Origin of the sequence: Okeania sp. SIO2C9 (assembly GCF_010672455.1) — a bacterium.
GTDB lineage: Bacteria > Cyanobacteriota > Cyanobacteriia > Cyanobacteriales > Microcoleaceae > Okeania.
Genome location: NZ_JAAHGO010000012.1, coordinates 714,763 through 733,019, shown reverse-complemented (window position 1 = coordinate 733,019; position 18,257 = coordinate 714,763). Strand labels below are relative to the sequence as shown.

General features: G+C 35.3%; 9 protein-coding genes and 1 tRNA gene. 4 read left to right on the top strand and 6 right to left on the bottom strand.

Going from position 1 to position 18,257, the window contains the following annotated elements; translation table 11 throughout:
- Positions 1 to 615: 615 nt before the first annotated feature.
- Entirely contained in the window at positions 616 to 1,953 is a 1,338-nt protein-coding gene (locus tag F6K23_RS13400) for a hypothetical protein (protein ID WP_293155876.1), read from the bottom strand.
- Between the two features lie 1,427 nt (positions 1,954 to 3,380).
- On the opposite strand from F6K23_RS13400, the gene recN reads away from it, so the two are divergent.
- Positions 3,381 to 5,138: a DNA repair protein RecN gene (gene recN / locus F6K23_RS13395; protein ID WP_293155873.1), complete on the top strand. Its 1,758-nt coding sequence runs from the start codon at positions 3,381 to 3,383 to the stop codon at positions 5,136 to 5,138.
- A gap of 327 nt (positions 5,139 to 5,465) precedes the next feature.
- Here the strand turns inward: recN and F6K23_RS13390 are convergent, their stop codons facing one another.
- On the bottom strand, positions 5,466 to 6,197 hold the full coding sequence (locus F6K23_RS13390) for an FkbM family methyltransferase (protein WP_293155870.1): 732 nt from the start codon (positions 6,195 to 6,197) through the stop codon (positions 5,466 to 5,468).
- 506 nt (positions 6,198 to 6,703) lie between these two features.
- Between F6K23_RS13390 and F6K23_RS13385 the strand changes: the two genes are divergently transcribed.
- The 3 genes from F6K23_RS13385 to F6K23_RS13375 all read left to right on the top strand — a co-directional run bounded on the left by F6K23_RS13385 (position 6,704) and on the right by F6K23_RS13375 (position 10,158).
- Positions 6,704 to 9,445: an adenylate/guanylate cyclase domain-containing protein gene (locus F6K23_RS13385; protein ID WP_293155867.1), complete on the top strand. Its 2,742-nt coding sequence runs from the start codon at positions 6,704 to 6,706 to the stop codon at positions 9,443 to 9,445.
- A 63-nt stretch (positions 9,446 to 9,508) separates the two neighbouring features.
- Positions 9,509 to 9,871, top strand: a complete 363-nt coding sequence (locus F6K23_RS13380) for a hypothetical protein (RefSeq protein ID WP_293155864.1) — start codon at positions 9,509 to 9,511, stop codon at positions 9,869 to 9,871.
- A gap of 101 nt (positions 9,872 to 9,972) precedes the next feature.
- Positions 9,973 to 10,158: a hypothetical protein gene (locus F6K23_RS13375; protein WP_293155861.1), complete on the top strand. Its 186-nt coding sequence runs from the start codon at positions 9,973 to 9,975 to the stop codon at positions 10,156 to 10,158.
- Between the two features lie 355 nt (positions 10,159 to 10,513).
- Here F6K23_RS13375 and F6K23_RS13370 read toward each other — a convergent pair whose 3' ends face one another.
- The 4 genes from F6K23_RS13370 to F6K23_RS13355 form a co-directional block, all read right to left on the bottom strand.
- Positions 10,514 to 12,946, bottom strand: a complete 2,433-nt coding sequence (locus F6K23_RS13370; protein WP_293155858.1) for a diguanylate cyclase — start codon at positions 12,944 to 12,946, stop codon at positions 10,514 to 10,516.
- A 1,266-nt stretch (positions 12,947 to 14,212) separates the two neighbouring features.
- Positions 14,213 to 14,764, bottom strand: coding sequence for a peroxiredoxin (locus F6K23_RS13365; RefSeq protein WP_293155855.1), 552 nt, complete (start codon positions 14,762 to 14,764; stop codon positions 14,213 to 14,215).
- Positions 14,765 to 15,117: 353 nt separating this feature from the next.
- Entirely contained in the window at positions 15,118 to 15,717 is a 600-nt protein-coding gene (locus F6K23_RS13360; protein WP_293155852.1) for a peroxiredoxin, read from the bottom strand.
- A 1,856-nt stretch (positions 15,718 to 17,573) separates the two neighbouring features.
- A tRNA-Met gene (locus tag F6K23_RS13355) sits at positions 17,574 to 17,646 on the bottom strand.
- Between the last annotated feature and the right edge of the window lie 611 nt (positions 17,647 to 18,257).

Genomic DNA, 18,257 nt, shown 5'->3' with positions numbered 1-18,257 from the left:
GCATAGAATAATATCTCGATCGGGGTTAACTGTATATCGAGATAGACAAGTTAATAAATTTGATAATCCTGTGTCGCCTCAGATAAAATTGGTATAAAACTTAAAACCTACATTACGCAATACAAAATGTAGCATAGAAAAAGGAGTCAGGAGACAGGAGACAGGAGACAGGAGACAGAATTTTAGAAGAAAATCATAGCTGTCGCGATCAAGTACATGATCGAGCAAGTATTTATGCGTAAATTTTTTACTCGGAATTTGATGAACGAAAAAAGTAATTCAGATGATTTGCATATAGCAATGAGCGTGGTATATTTACAAATTTCAGGAGAGGCCAAATAGCTAAAATTCTTATACTATCGGCAATTTATTCCCTCTGTTGCCTGTTGCCTCACAGGAGTTAGCATTCCGCAAGCGAGCTGGCGTCGTCGCGGGGTCTGACCGCTGTTGCCTGTTGCCAGATGAGCTGCGCACAGCGCTATAGTATAAATACTTACCAAGCTACGGGTTCATATACTACTTTTAATGTTACGCTCTTGACGTGCGGAATGTGGGCTAAAACCTAAAACCTACCGCCTATCGCCTAACACCATTTTAAGAACTTCAGCTAATATTTTAAGTATCTGATTGATTCAATCTTTTTTGCCATTCAGCATCAATTTTATCTGTTTGTTCAGCTTCCTGTTCTAGGATACTCTTTTCCGTTGTATATGCTAAACTTTCACGACCAATAATAGTTTCACTAGCAAATTTTTTAGCATATTCAATCTTCTGTTTTAACTGACTATCTGCTTGATTCAAAGTAATAACTCTTTTTTGTCTTTGTTGATTCCGTGTCTCAACTTTACCATTACGCCATTGTACCCAAAAATAACGAATTAAAGGTAAAACTAAAAAACCAACACCATAAATCAGTAGAAGAGGATAAATAACTTCAACAAAAGAAATAAATCCTCCTATCTGAGCTGCTACCGTACCATCTTTTAGCAAAGAACCCAAAACTAAAGCACCAACAAAATTTACAGCACCCAACCCAGTTGCTAACATTATTTGACCAGAAGTTGCCTCGCTAAACCGCCAAAGTTTTTCCTTTAAAAATGCAGAAATAGGTTGAGAATTCCACCCTTTTGCCGTTGCTTGTAACTCAGGAAAATGATAAACAATTTGACCTTCAGGACTAACCTCCGGACGACCATTAAAACGAATTAATACCGGTAAAACATACTCTTCATATTCCAAAGCATAACCTTTACCCAAATCATCTAAATAAGGAGCAATTTGTTCAGCAACTACCGCCCCTTGATTATTCTTAATCACAGTAGCGATCGCCTGCCAACGTCGTTCATCTAAATTGTAATTTGGGTTGCCATCTCCAAACAAAAAAGAAAACACAGCTTCAAAAAAATTCATCCCATTTTTTTCACCTTGGGAATCATATTCTTGTCTTTGACGTTGATATCTGTAGGGTCGGTCATAATAACCCCAATCAAACAACAAAAACCAATTAGGATTAAACCAAAACCCAGGGAAAAACATCATTCCGCCACCGGAATTATTACTCCTACCACCTGAATCATTTCTATCACCACTAGAGTTAAGAGAAATCACAATAATCGCAATAGCCACCAGTATAATTACAAGAGAAAGTATCAACAAAATACCAAAAGAAATTCGGATTAAATAAAACAATACTCGCCAAACTTTCTCCCACCATTCTCGCCATCTTAACCGCCAGAATTTATTCCTTAAAATACCCCTAAAATTCTTAGGAAATAAATAAGCAATTTCTCCCGCTTCTGATACTTGTAAATGACCACCAGCATCTGTAGCTAAAGCTAATAATCCTTGTTCTGCCACTTTCAAATCTAATCCAGCCTTAGCCGCCACATCTCCCACAGTAACACGGTAGTCCAAATTCTCCACGGCTGTCATTATTGCAGGATTTGGAGTCATAACATTACCTCTGACCTAATTTACTTATCTATTAAAATTATAGACAAAAAATAATATATCTAGGAGTAAGCATTTAGCTATCAGTTATTAGTAGTGAGCTATCAAAACGCTATACTAATTAGGGTTTGCTGAAAAAGTCTTTTAGTAGGGGTAGGAGACAGGAGACAGGAGACAGGAGACAGGAGAAATGGGAATTTAGAGCAGGTAGGAGTAACAATTGTAAGAATGATTTTTCTGCCCAACTATGAGCCTAAAATACGCTCCTTTTTGAGCATGAATATCTGAAGATTTTGCACTTTTTTCGACCCCAAAAAGGAAATTTTATTTATCTTTCAATGCTGTTATATTTAATCAGCAAGCCCTAATTATTAATTATTAATTATTAATTTTTGAAGAGCCATCAGGAGTCAGGAGATGGAGAGAAAGCACAAGAGAAAAAGGTTTAAAAATACGCCCCAACTCCCTATCTCCCCACGTCTCCATCTCTGTTTAAATATATCTCAAATAGGTTCTATATTAAGACCGGAAATTATTTGTAAAAAAATCTATTCTAGTTTAAAAATTTGAATAAAAATACTAAATGATGGATGAGATTTATTTTCTTAACTTGATTCTAGTTTCTGCATAACTCATCTTGCTAAAGACATACTAATTGATATCTCTTGCAATCCTATTTTAATTGTAATTTTTTAGGGAAGGAGTTAGTAGTTACAGCAGATTCCTTGCATAAGAAGTACAGAAATTAACAATTGAATTTTCCCAGTGCGGGCATCTTGCCCGGGATGGGTGTACCTCATAACTTCGGAAACTTCTGTAAGTCATAAACTTTGAATTTATAGTACCATTTTGAAGTAATTATCAGTATAGAGAAATAATTGAAAAGGATAATTCCACTTAGTTAGTGTGAAATTTCCGACAATAAACCCAATGTCAATTGTTTCTCAAATTAAAATCAATCGTGATTGAGAAGCTAAGAAAATCTAAATAATTCTTCACTCATAAACAATTACTAGAGTTATTAATTGATATTCTACTAACAAAAAAATCAAAAAAAAATCATCTCTAATCCAATTAAACCTTAATGTATTCTTCTAATTATATATAGCAATCCTAAATAATTTGTGAGAATTTTTATAATAGTTAAGATTGACGAAAAACCTTGAAAATTCTGACTCCTGACTCCTGACTCCTGACTCCTAACTACCACAGAAATATTACAATTGAAATAGGATTGCTATATTATAATTTTATCTTGAATATCTCCAAGAAAATAGAGGATTTGCTGGCATAATTTTAGTCAGAGATTCAAGCCATAAACTCAAAAATAATTTTTGACCGAAGCAGGATAAAAGTAAAGTGCAAACATTTAATCTTCACTTCTTCCTTCTTCCTTCTTCCTTCTTTCTTCTTCCTTCTTCCTTGAATAAATGCTTATATCCCTTCGCATTAACAACTTTGCTCTTATAGACCATCTAGACCTAGAATTAAGTCCAGGTTTAAATGTATTCACAGGAGAAACAGGTGCTGGTAAATCCATTATCCTAGATGCTCTTGATGCAACTCTAGGCGGAAAAGTAGACCGTCGCGTAATCCGAACAGGAACTAAACGAGCTATCTTAGAAGCAACCTTTGAACTCAACTCATCCCTGGCCAAATGGTTAGGAAATCAAGAAATAGATCCAGTAGATGGTACATTAGTAGTCTGTAGTCGTGAAATTACTTGTGCCCAAACCTCTCTCCGTACTAGGTCTCGTCTCAATGGTATTCTGGTCAATCGCAAAATAATGGACCAACTGCGCGATCGCCTATTAGAAATTACGGCCCAAGGCCAAACTCTACAATTAGGAAATCCCAATCTCCAAAGGGAATGGCTCGATCTATATGGTAGTCATCCCCTACTAGAATGCCGAGAAGCAGTAAGTATTGCCTACCAAAAAGCTCAAAAAGCCAAAGCAGCATTAGAAAATCGTCGTCAGTCAGAGCAGAAACGTTTACAAAGAATAGATTTATTAGAATACCAAGTACAAGAATTAGATAAATCTAATCTTACTGAACCTCAAGAATTAGAACAACTAACACAAGAAAGTCAACGCCTTAGTCATGCAGTTGAACTTCAACATCAAAGCTATCAAATATATCAAGCTTTATATCAAAATGAAGGAGATAATTCAGCAGCAGCAGACCTCCTGGGAGAAGCAGAAACCATATTAAACGATATGGTAAACTACGACTCCACATTACAACCTGTATTAGAAATGATTAATGAAGCTTTATCTCAAGTTGTTGAAGCTAGCCGACAAATTAGTAGTTATGGCGAAGAATTAGAAGCCGACCCCCAAAGATTACAGGATGTAGAAGAAAGAATTCAACAGCTTAAACAAATTTGTCGCAAGTATGGTCCAACTCTAGAAGAAGCTATTAATTATTATTACAAAATACAAGCAGAACTTAAAGAACTACAAGATGGTGGAGAGTCTGTTGAAGCACTCGAAAAAGTATACTTAGAAACTCAAAAACAATTACAAGATAAATGTAGCGAACTTAGCTTAAAACGTCATAGTGCCGCTGCTAAATTAGAGACACATTTAGTAGAGGAATTAAAACCCCTCGCTATGGAAAAAGTGAAATTTCAGGTAGAGATTACTCCCACTAACCCAACAATTACAGGAGCTGACCAGATTACATTCTGCTTCAGTCCAAACCCTGGTGAACCACTACAACCTCTAAATTCAATAGCTTCTGGAGGAGAAATGAGTCGATTTTTATTGGCATTAAAAGCTTGTTTTTCTCAAATAGAAGGCTCTGGTACTCTAGTATTTGATGAAATAGATGTTGGAGTCTCAGGAAGAGTAGCAGCAGCCATTTCAGAAAAACTACATCAACTGAGTCGGAAACATCAAGTCCTCTGCGTAACCCATCAACCGATAGTAGCTGCAATGGCCGATAATCACTTTAATGTTAGTAAACAAGTAGTTGAGGAAATACCTAATCATAACTCTGAAGTACGGACTATAGTTAGAGTTAAAAATCTCAATAATTATCAACGGCGCGAGGAGTTGGCACAATTAGCTAGTGGTAGGCCAGCTCAAGAAGCTATAGCTTTTGCAGAATCTCTTTTAACTGAAGCTGCTACTAAACGTAGTCAAAATTTGACTATACCTATTTCTAGTTCTGGAGGAGAATAGTAGTATAATCTAGAATTGACACTGACCTTTTCAATCTCGCAATTATACTTGTTATTCTTTAACTAGCTATCAGCTTTTCCGTTCCGGAATGCTCCGCAAACAGCATTTAGCTGTCAGCCCTCAAATTCAAGGGTTTAAGTCCCCCACTATATTTGAAAAAGTGCGTGGTGCGTGTTAATGGGGGATTAAAACCCCAATTATACACTCCAGAGAAGCTAATCGCTGAAGCGCTGAGTGCTGAGTGCTACTTCAATAAATCAATGGAAAATGGAAGAGTTCGCAGTTTTTATGGTTCCGTATCTCAATACAATTTAACAAAGAACTCAATCAAACTACTGGCAAGTATTCATCGACTAATTTTTCAAATTCTGATAAGAGTCGATCAGGGACTAAAAAAATCATCTTGAGCCGAAAATTTACAGGTCTGTCCTCAATTTTCATAAATTTTGGTGGCAGATGAGATTTACTTTTATCCTTAGGTTTAACAAAAGCAAAGCATGAAAACCCAATGGATTTTATGAATTTCAGAAGCTTTAAACTGGGAAAAAGTTCTGATAGAACTAAAGGTTGGTCTCGGATTAGAAGATTTTTCCCTCCTAATAGAATTTGAAAGTCTGCTCCTTCAGCATCTGTTTTAATACATGACACATTTAGTGATGGATACTCTGACATCAAGTTATCCAGGGTATTAACCTTAACTACTACCTTATCATCTTTGGGACTTTTTCTTACCAGTGAATTGATCTCGGGCGTAGAACTTAGGTTAAATTCCATTTTACCAGACTCAGAATAAAGAGCTTCTCTAAGAATATGAATGTTTTGAAACTGAGAAAGATTTTCTTCTAAATCTTTAATTATTCTTGGATCGGGTTCAAAGGTATAAACTTTGTCAGATAAGGGAGCGGCGAGCAAGCTATAATATCCAATGTTTGCTCCGACATCAATAAAGCTTTTCCCCTTATCTAAAAATTGAGTTAATAAAACCTCGCTTCCCCAATCTAGTTTACTTCCCTTGAGAAAAACTTCTGTACCAAATTGACTCTTCCAAGGTAGCGTCATTTTTACATGATTAAAGAGCACAATCTTTTGGTTTACTTGGATCAGCTTATAGAATCTTCTTAACAAATAGCGGTATGCAAAATTCAGATAACCGATTTCACGAGCCAAAGGACGAAAAGAGCTAAATTGCTGGAAAAAGCTTGAGAGTAACATTTTATCTTTAACCTAAAGTATATTTAAGGATGTTTTTACCGTTGACAAATAGTGTAATCATTTAGATGTCAGCCATGAGCTTTATTGCCTCGATAGTCTCAATCAGTTAAGCATCTATCTACTTTTTGTGCCTAGTTTGAAGGTCAAATAATAGGCCATTCTTTCAATTGTAAAAATATAAGAATAAATTATAAACAGAGCAGTGAAAAATCCATTATGTTAGACTACACTACAGTTATAGTTATAAATATTTAAAAATTGTTCTGTGCTTAATATTAATTAACAAACTGAATCTTGAACTACTGAAAAGCCTTAACAGTAAAGAGCATCCAAATATATTTAATTAAAGCGTTATGACATCTGCATCTCCAAACCAAATAGCAACAGAGTACACAATCCCAAAAGAGGATGTGGAAGTTATAGAGGGTGCCAGCCATGAGGTGTCTCACCCTCAAAATTACTCTGATCAAAAAACTTATAATAATCCAGAAATTAATCCTAGTAATAGAGATAACCCCAAAAGTTATTCAAAAATCAACGAAAGTAGTGCATTAGTTCATCCTGGGTCTAGCTTTTCAAGCTATCTAGCTCCCCTTACAAAAGAAAACTTTGTTGAAGCAGTTAAAGATGTTGAAGAAAAGTTAAAGACAGTTAATCGAACCCTGGGAATGCTCAACAATTTGTTAGAAGCTCAAGGGTTTGATGCAATTCTACACGAAATGTTGCGCTCAATTACTCTCAAAACAGGAGAATTATTGAACGCAGACCGGACAACAATTTGGTTATTAGATGAAGAAAAAAGTGAACTTTGGTCAACAGTAGCTAAAGGAGCTGATGGAAAACTATTAGAGTTAAGAATTTCAGCCAATGTAGGAATAGCAGGAGAATCAGCTCAAGAGAAAAAAGTAATCAATATACCCTACGATTTCTATAACGATCCACGTTCAGCTTCAGCACAAAAATTCGACAAACAGAATGGATATCGTACCTACACTATGGTAGTAATGCCATTACTACAAGAAGAAACAGGGGATTTAATCGCAGTTGTCCAACTCCTAAACAAGTTCAAACCAGACCACGAAAAATATGAACAACTAGGAGACAAAATAGATGTCAACGGATTTACTGAAGAAGATGAAAGAGTATTTCGTGAATTTGCCCCTTCCATTAGTCTAATTCTAGAATCTTCTAAGTCATTTTATGCCGCAACTCAAAGACAGAGAGCAGCAGAAGCTTTAATGAAAGCTGTAGACTCCCTCAGCAAAAGTAGTCTAGACTTAGAAGATACTCTAGGAAAAGTTATGGAGCAGGCCAAGGAACTGATGAATGCAGACCGCAGTACCTTATGGCTCATAGATAACGAGAAAAATCAACTATGGACAAAAATTCCGATTAATGGACAGCTAACAGAAATCAGGATTGCTAAAGATAAAGGCTTTGCTGGTATGGTGGCCACGTCTGGCGAACCACTACTCATTCCTTTTGACGTTTATAAAGATACCCACTCAGTTACAGCTAAGGAAACAGATGAAAAAACAGGTTATCGTACCTGTAGTTTGTTGTGTATGCCTGTTTTTAATGCTGATAATGAATTAATTGGTGTAACTCAGCTAATTAATAAAAAGAAACAGGGAGATTATCTACCCTATAACCATGCAAACTGGCCTGAAGCACCAGAGCAGTGGAAAGCCAGTTTTAACCGCAACGATTTAGAATTTATGAAGGCCTTTAATATTCAAGCAGGTGTGGCCCTCCAAAATGCTAAATTATTTGATACAGTCAAACAAGAGCAACAAAGACAAAGGGATATTCTACGGAGTCTCACCAACGGAGTAATATCTACAGATCAAAAAGGAAAAGTTATTGCTACAAATGAAAGTGCTAGACATTTACTAGGCATCAGCGAAACAGATATACTAGAAGGAAAATCTGTAAGTGAATTAGTACGCCTCAAGGAAGGTGAGTTTTCTAAGTGGCTAGATTTAGCCCTTTCTCCAAATTATAGCAAGGAGTACCAACAGTATTATCCAGATCGAAGTTTGTTACCCCTGGGAAATTTGCCTCCTCAAAGTATTAATTTGTCAATTAACTCTATGATTGATGTTTGCGACCCTCAGAAAGTTAATGGCGTTTTAGTAGTGATGGAGGACATTAGTGGAGAAAAAAAAGTGAAAAACTTGATGTATCGCTACATGACACCAGAAGTTGCTGAACAATTATTAGCAAGTGGCGATACTAATTTAGGAGGAAAGCGTCAACAGGTTTCTGTGCTTTTCAGTGATATTCGTAGCTACACAACTTTGACAGAAGGTATGGAGGCTGAAGAGGTTGTCACTATGCTGAACGAATACTTTGAAGAGATGGTAGATGCTGTATTTAAATACAAAGGCACTCTTGACAAATACATAGGAGATGCCCTTATGGCAGTATTTGGTTCTCCAGCTCCTCTAGAACATCATCCTTTGTGTGCCATGCAAAGTGCTGTAGAAATGCGTCAACGCCTGGAAAAATTCAATAAAGAGCGTGTAGAGCAGAACAAAATGGCCATTAAGATTGGTATGGGCATTCACTCAGACGAAGTAGTTAGTGGTAATATTGGCTCTAGCAAGCGTATGGAGCTAACTTCTATTGGAGATGGTGTTAATCTCGCTTCTCGCCTTGAAGGTACAAGCAAGCAGTATGGTACAGATCTGGTCATCAGTGATAATACTTATCAGCCTTACAAGGATATGCTTTGGGTTCGGGAACTAGACCTTATTACTGTGAAGGGAAAAAGTAAGCCTGTTAGAATATATGAATTGTTAGGGTTTAAGGAAGGGGAACTCAAGCAAGAGCTAACTGAGGAACAACACCATATCGTGGAACATTATCATCAAGGACGAGAGTATTACTCAAGACCATCTAAAGAAAAAAATTTAACAGACAAATCTAGAAGAGAAGCTTTTGAAATGGCTGAAGCTCAGTTTAAAGAAGTCTTAAAAATAGATCCAAACAACAAAGCAGCTAAGATGCACCTTACTCGTTGTCAGCTATATATTCAGGACAAGCTTCCTCCACAAGATTGGGATGGAGTCTGGAATTTAACTGAAAAGTAAACAATTTCTATCTAAACAAGAATAGAATGTTAGTTCTCATTTTGAAACAAAATAGCCCTAGTTATGACTAATTTAAATTCCCACTACTCAGATACAGAGTGGATAGACCAGGTTCATCAATTATTGCTTGAGATTGTCCGTAATTCCTTGTCGGATCAGCCTAAACTACCAGAAGAACTTGCAGAAAGAGCTCTACCACTAGCACAAAAAGCAAAAATTATTCAAGAAAACACTGATGGCCAAGTTATTCCTCCAGATTCCTTAGAATGGGTAGGAAAAGTCCGTGAACTTTTGTTGGATTTATCTCGTGCTTCTTTGGCAGATATACCTAGACTACCTGTAAGTATGGGTCAAAGATCTCTGGTGCTGGCACAAACAGCTAAAGAGATTAAGGACAAAGTTACTGAAAAAAATCATAGTTCTTAACAATAAAAGTTTAGGGCTATCCCCAATAAATCATAATACAGCTTGTATTGCTACTAAGCATTACTACTAACAATTTTAAGTTTTTTAGAAGCTTTCTCAATATGGAATCAGATAGTCAACCTGCCAGTTACTCAGACGATGAACCTCCTCAAAGGATTGCAAATATTTTGGGATGTGCGATCGCTGTACTGACTCTGGCACTACCTTTATTGGCCATTACTCGTTATTCTGATCGTAATATAAATGTAATTCCTCAAACCTCTTATGAATTGTCTGAGTATGAATGATTTCCAACAAAATTTCTAGGAACTTTAGTTTCAATTTTTATCAATTTTTCTAGGATACTGCGACATGGTAGATTCTTGCATCAAGCAGTAGGTAAGGTTATCTATGGGAAAATTTGTAATTTATTTTTGTATGATTTTCGATGATAATATAGTTTGTCTTAAACCTACCTAATAGTCAATTTTATAGCAGAAGGAAGAAGGAAAGGAGCGAACAATTTTTAGTTGTCTGAGTTTTAAGCTTTTGATATATCCTAACCTTTCTTTTGACTGCTATATAGTTTATTGAGACTTGAAAAAAAAATTTATATTTATATGAAATCAACAATTCCCTATTCCCTGACAACTGCTGCGAAGTCTAATAATTTGAAGCTACTACAACTCGGTTACGTCCCTCATACTTAGCCTGATAAAGAGCAGCATCAGCAGCTTGAATGACCTTTTCCCCTGTTTTGCCATGTTTAGGAAAGCAAGCAACTCCTAAAGAAATAGTAATAGAACTTAGCAGTATACCATCATATTCTACACATAATTGTTGGACTTCTTTCCGTATTTGTTCAGCTCTTCTCTCGGTATTTTCTAAAGAACTTCCTGATAATATCATAATCAATTCTTCCCCACCGTAACGACAAGCTATATCATAATCTCGAACTTTCTGTTTTAAAAAAGCTCCTAAATTTTTGAGAATCAGATCTCCAGCAGCATGACCAAATTCATCATTAAACTTTTTAAAATGATCTACATCAATCATAATTATACCAATAGGCTTTTCAGTTCTAATCGCTCGATCAGTTTCTCGATTCAGAAATTCTTCTAAGTAACGCCGATTAAATAATCCGGTCAGAGGGTCACGAATGCTTTGAATTTTCAAAGTTTCCTGTAATTTTAGATTTGCCAAAGCTAGTCCAAATTGTTTAGCTAATGTTATTGCTAATTGATGTTCTTCTTTTGTAATTTTTGTTTTTTCTTGATAATAAAATGAAATAACTCCAATTGCCTGGCCTTGTGCCATAATTGGAATACATAATGTTGTCTTGGGTAATGGTTCTGGCAAATGTTGACAAGTTAAAGCTGTTTGGGTATCCTCTACAAAATGAACTTCTCCCCGACGTAAAGCAATACATTCATGGGGAGCAAAAAGAGTTTCTTCTGATAGTTTTTCTCCCCAATTTGCAATTGCTTCAACTAACATTCTTGAATCACTAATCTTAAAGACCGACCCATAAGTATTGGGAAATAAATTTTGAATTAATGGTAGAATAACTTGACAAGCTTCCTCAACAGTAAAGCAAGCTTGAAGTAAGTCAATCATGTCATTTAGTAAAGTAATTTCTCGATTCCGACTTTCTAAAGCTTTGACCCAATTTGTTAATTTTTTATTAGCTTCTTGGGATTGATTTTGTGCTTGCTCTCTTTCCTGAATTTCTTGAGCGATCGCTTCATTCATTTCTCGTAACGTTTTTTCTGTACGTTTTCGTTCAGTAATATCTCTAAAAGAGGCAAGATAAGCTTCTTTTCCTTCCCAAATTATATTGCCAAGTCTCATTTCAGCCATTCCTATTTCTACGCGCAATTCATTTAATGGTCTGACTATATCTATTTCAACTCTTTCTCCTACCACTAAAGGAAACCCAAAAGCTTTTCCAATTAATTCATCTTCTGTACGTCCAAAAAGCAATGCTCCCGCAGGATTAACAAATTGAATTACACCTTCCGTATCAACAATGAAAATTCCATCAGGATTCATTGTAGTCAACATTTGCATAACTTTTTTTTGTCTTTTCAGCTCATTTTCTGTTTCTTGGCGAACTGTCACATTTTCAAATAATATACCCACACAATTATTAAGCAAAGGAAAGGCTTTTACTGCAAAAATACTATGGGGAATTCGTTGTTCAAAATATTCAATTTCACCCAGGTCTCTATTTTTTCCCGAATGAATAACCTCAGCATAAATTTCTGGTAAATCAGTCTTTAATAAGTGAGGAAAACATTCACTAATTCGCTTACCCATTATTTCTTTTTCTTCATATCCAGTCAAATGAGTAACAGCAGGATTAGTAGCTTTTAATCTAAAACTACTAACATCATTAACGTCTTCCATCTGCCAAACATGCAAACCAACTTGCATATTTTTAACGATATCTGCGTATATTTTATTTTCTGTAAGTTTTGCTTGTAATTGTTTATTAACTTGTTTTAGTTTCGTTTGTGCCTGCTGACGTTGCTTCAATTCTTGTTGCAGTTGTTGATAAAGTTCTGCTTGTCGAATAGCAATTGCCATTTGCACTGATAGTTGTTGTAATAATTCAATTTCTGAATTTTGCCATTCCCTAGCATTAATACAGTGATGAGCAATTAATAATCCCCATAGATCGTCTCCTTGTAAAATAGGTACTACTAATATAGACCGTACTTGAAATCTGAGTAATAATTCTACATAACAAGTTGGTAGATTACTGTTAGTAATATCTGTAGCTGAACTCACACGACCATTTTTATAAAGATTGATTAAATCTTCTTTAAAACATGGATCGTATAGAACTTCATTAATTATTGTTCTTGATTGATAGCTAACTGATTCTACCTCAACAATACCACTACCATCTGGTTGAAATTTATATATAAAAACACGGTCAACATTGAGTAAATCTCGTACTACTGCTACAGCAGTATTGAGGATATAGTCTAACTCCAATGATTGGCGAATTTTGAGAGATATTTCGGCCAAAATTTTAGAAAATTTCTTTTCAGATATTAATTCTGAGTCAGATAAAGAATTTGTTTGCATAATATCAACATCTCTTAAATTTATAATCCTTTTTTATGATTTATTTATCCCAGTTAACAATAACTAAATATATATTTTTTTGTCAAAAATACCTATTATTTTTGCATATAAAATATTGATATGTTTAGGATTTAGCAAAGTCTTACATTAATAAAACAAATATTTTAAATTTCATATATATAGTAATCCTCAACTATAAATTATATTTTCTTAAATCAAATATACTACGCGTAAAAATACTTATACAACTAAAAATGATTAAATTAATTCAAGTCATTTTAATATATATAGCAATCTTATTTGATACCAAATTGAAATGAAGCTGCATAGAATAATACTTAAAGCACAATTGACTGTAGATAGGCATAGATAAATATAGATTAACGAATGAATTTCGTAATTCTATGCAACCTCATATAAAATTGGTATGAGTTGTGAGATATTATAGATTTTTAGGGAACACCAGATTTGGGAACAGCGGTGCGACCCTGCGGGGTGCTAAAGACGCAAGCAGTAGGAACCCGGCATTTTGTTCTATAACATGACGCAGTATTCCGTTTGCGTAGCATTCTGCACCGAAAGGAAAAAGCGGAAGCTCTGCGAAGTGCGAAGTGCAAAACGCCATGAGAACGCCGACTGTTGTGAGACAATGGGCACTCGATGTGAGGGAACAGGGAATGGGAAACACCGAAGCAAGAAAATTATCACGAATGATTTAGAATTGCGATAAAAAATTAGATTTGAGTTATCTTATGTTCAGAAAAACTAAGATACTTAACCATAATTAAAATTGGCAATATTTGCAGTTAAAATTTGAGTATATAACTAACAGACTATCAGACTTAATCTCAACACCACAGGCTAAATTTACCTGCGAAATTAGTCTATAAAAAAAGAGCTATTTGCACTAAGAGCTGATTTATTAACTGAGCTGTTTGCGCAGCATTCCGCAGGAAAACTCTTATGCTATCTAGGTCTCATAAATTTCTACTTTACTGCCCTACAATCGGTAAAACCTTTGTCCTTTCATTAATTGATAATTGATAATGGATAATGGATAATTACCTCGGGTTTTAACCGTTACGGAATTGAATGTAAGGAAATATTATTTCTTTATTTTCCCCTTGAAAGGGGAGGCTTCAAGGCGCGAATTATTTAATTATTAATTATTAATTATTAATTATTAATTATTCGGTAAGAATTCAGCCTCTTAATATTTACTTTATAAATCAGCTCTAAGATAGAATTCAGCTACTAATAGTTATTTTACTCAACTATATAATTATCTAAAACTTCTAGTAAATCTTCAATACTAGCATTATGATCTATAAAAGAAAACAAATGTTTATAGCTAAGTCTACCTTGTTTATCTAATACAAATTGTCCTGGAAGAGGTGCTCCCAAAGCTTGACCGACTTGATAATTTTTAAATACCTGACAACTAGAATCACTGAGTAAAGGCATTTTTAAACTTAGATCGCTCACAACAGTCTTACTTTGTTCCCTATCTGTACTCGTAATCATTAATATTTCTATTCCCCGCTCTAAAAATTTTTCATAATTATTATTTAAAGCTAAGATATGAGGAAAACAAAATGGACAATACTGTTTCTCAGTAAAGATACGAGTCAAAGCAAGTATGACAGGTTTTACCCCCCAATAGTCTGATAAACGAACTAATTTACCATTCGTGATATCTGGTAATTCAAAATCTGGTGTTCTTTTTCCGTTATCCAAACTATTAATAGGTGGAATAGGTAATAAATTTTGAAAAAAACGTTGATTTATTAAACCTCTAAAATCATAGGAAGTTAGCATAATCTTGATATAATTTAAAAGCTAAAACTAAAAAAATTAATGCGTTGAAATCTCTTCTAAATTTACAACTCCAACACTTTTTATATCTAGAATATCTACGAAAGTGTTGGAGTTGACATTGTTTTTAATTATTAGGTACTTTATAGAACCCCTGATCGTATCTTTGTCCGCGATTCAGTTTTTTGCCAGGAGTCAGGATTCAAAAGTCAGGAGTCAATAGGTATAGGTAAGGTATAAGCGAAAAAAGGTTGAAAAATACTTCCCATCTCCCCATCTCCCCATCTCCCCATCTCCCCATCTCCCCATCTCCCCATCTCGATATCAAATAGGTTCTATAGACTGCTTAAATCAATTTATTTAACAGCGGCAAAGAATTCCTTAGATTTAATTGGGTCGGGATTCATAGTTTTATCTCCTGGTTTCCAACCTGCAGGGCAAACTTCATCTGGGTTAGTTTGTACATACTGAATAGCTTGTAGAGTACGCAAGGTTTCATCCACGTTACGACCAAAAGCAAGATTATTAATCGTGGCGTGTTGAATAGTACCTTCTCTATCAATAATGAACAAACCCCGCAGAGCAATACCTGCTTCTGGGTCTAAGACGTTATAAGCAGAACTAATCTCTTTCTTAATGTCAGATAATAGCGGATAGTTAAGGTCTCCAACTCCACCAGACTTACGATCTGTTTGAATCCAAGCTAAATGCGAAAATTCACTATCTACTGAAACTCCTAGAATTTCTGTGTTAAGTGACTCAAACTCTTTGTAGCGATCGCTAAATGCTGTAATTTCTGTTGGACAAACAAAAGTAAAGTCCAGGGGATAGAAGAATAAAACTATATACTTACCACGATAATCAGACAGTTTAATTGTCTCGAATTCCTGATCCACTACAGCTGTAGCAGTGAAATCTGGGGCTTCCTGGCCCACACGCAGGCATTCGTCTGTCATGATTTAATTCTCCTTAAAATAACTTGTTGACACTCAAAACTCAAAGAAAACTTATGGTTTGAGATTCTTTATTCTTCCATATTACCTCTTCATACTAGACCTTAAGTATAAACAAAACCCTAGAATATCTCCTTTGATACTTCCCTAGACCAACTTAGCAGATCGAATATTTTCAGACTTGGTTTCTCATTCCATTCTGATTCTCAAATATCTAGGTGGACTTACAAATCAAAGTTTTTTTAGACAGTTAATCAGTTGCTAATTAAATCTGTTTTTATCCACCTTATTTAGTTTCGGTGTTCATTTTATTTGAATGTTTCCTCCTACTAAACTACAGAAGATTTTCAGTATTTGGACTAGAAAAGACTCACGGAACTCAACCTTGATTTATACTTAGTTCAATTGATGGTACCACAGAAAAGCTAAACCTGTCTAGCTTTAGCAGACCCCTCATTATATAGAAGTCTAAGATCAAACATTTTTGGTTTACCCCGACACTAAAAAAATAAATTTGGTGCAGGTTAACAACTATTAAGTAAAATTGGATTATCCACAACAGTATACGAAGAGTTCTTTCAGGCTTTAAATTCCTCAAAATTGATAAATAGAAGGATACTCAAGTAATAGAAACAAGTTAGAGAAAGCAGTATAAAAGTAATTCTCGATCCAATTTTTGAGAGAATAATCAAATGTACCGTCCAGTCATCATTGGATTGACCAGTAAGAATCAATCAACTATTTTAGTTTTTAAAGTTTAGTTCTAAGGGTATAAAAGATATTATCAGTCATATCTGTTATAGTCATCAGTTAATATTTTTAACCGGTTCGTAATTGACCCCCACTATTTCAGTTATCAGTTAACTGTTTCCAACTCCAGTTGATGGTAAAAATTGAACCGGAACTCAACTCAGGCCTATTGAGATTTTGTATTTCCTGTGTCCTCACACCGAGTGCTGATTCCCTTTCTGGGTCGATTGGATATAGCGTTTTTGCGCTGTGCAAGGCGTCCTGTAGGCAAAAGAACCTTGATATCCCTCGATAGCTTGTCTAGTCTCTTACCGAAAAATTGTGGGTATGCGCCTCCCCTTGGATAGGGGATAATAAGCGGTCGATCTTCGGAGCTTCCCCGTTGGGTGGGATGGCGAGGTCTCGGAGCTGTCCGACCATCGACTCCTGTGAAGAAAAATTTTCATGAATTTGTCAATCCTCTTCAATTCATGGAGAGGTAATTATTCATTATTCATTATTCATTATTCATTGTTGAAAGAGGAGCTAACATGCTTCGCTGACCCAGGGTACACAGCTGTTCCCATATCCATTGTTTCCTTAGAGTTGTCCCTAAATAGAGGGAAAAAATCGCTCCAACCTAGACAGAGCAATAATTCTAAGTATTTTTAATTTCTAATATCTAGAATTCTTACAGAACAAGGTTTTTGGGGATTTTTTAAGTTATAAAGCGACAAGTCTCTTAGATCCAATTGGGATATATAGTCATTTTAGATAAGAATGAAACACTTTTTCGGCTGAAACTCTATTCTATGCAAGAAATGCTTATCTCAATCTCAACTGAAATGACTATAGAGTTTAAATGCCGAACCACTATACTCATAATTGTTTAACTGCCCAATCATACACCTGGGGTAGTGGTGCATTGTAATTTTTTCGGTAACGGTATAGCAAGCATTTCAGCCACCATTCACCATTACTATACAGGACTACCCACCTGGTTCCTCCTTTGGAGGCTAACGATTCAATAAATAACCAAATACTTTAACTTAAACCCTAGTTGTTGACTAAGCTTAGACTATCGTGAGCTATTGCAATAAATCAAAAAAACAATTACTTATTCATATATATGGCTCAGGCGGGATTTGAACCTGCGACCTTGGGCTTATGAGTCCCCTGCTCTAACCACTGAGCTACTGAGCCTAAATTTTTAACCATTAATAATCATAGCACAGAATATTGTAATTTATTCAATCCTTTACTATTTTTTTCTTAAAAAAACCAAACTAGATTGAATTTGCACCCTAAATTTATTTATATCTCTGTCCCCATTTTAACTTAAAAGAATGGGGATATTAACATTTTTCAAGTTGGAGGCGTTGTACTGAAAATAGGAAGATTTTCAGATGGGATTAGGGAGTTAGAATAAGTTCTGAGTACTAGGAGGTTTTGATTTCTTCCCATTACATATTTATATGTATTGGAATAAAAATAACTGTACCATATAAAATCATCCCAATTTTGACACTCCACGGGATAAATCAGCGTGGATTCGTGACTAGGAGTTGTAAATCGGGTAAAAACCACGATTTTCACATTGCTCTAACTACATTGCCAGTACTGTACCGTAGTACGTATACAGCAGTAATTAACTAGGGGGCATCAATTGCCACTACTCTCTCCGGCCAAAATACCATTGAGGCTACTTGTTAAGTTTTTGGTTAATTATAACAAATTTTTTTGACTACGGATAAAAATTTATTGAATCCTTTGCATCGAGCCGTTCAAACTGGCACTTTTCCCACTTACCGAAA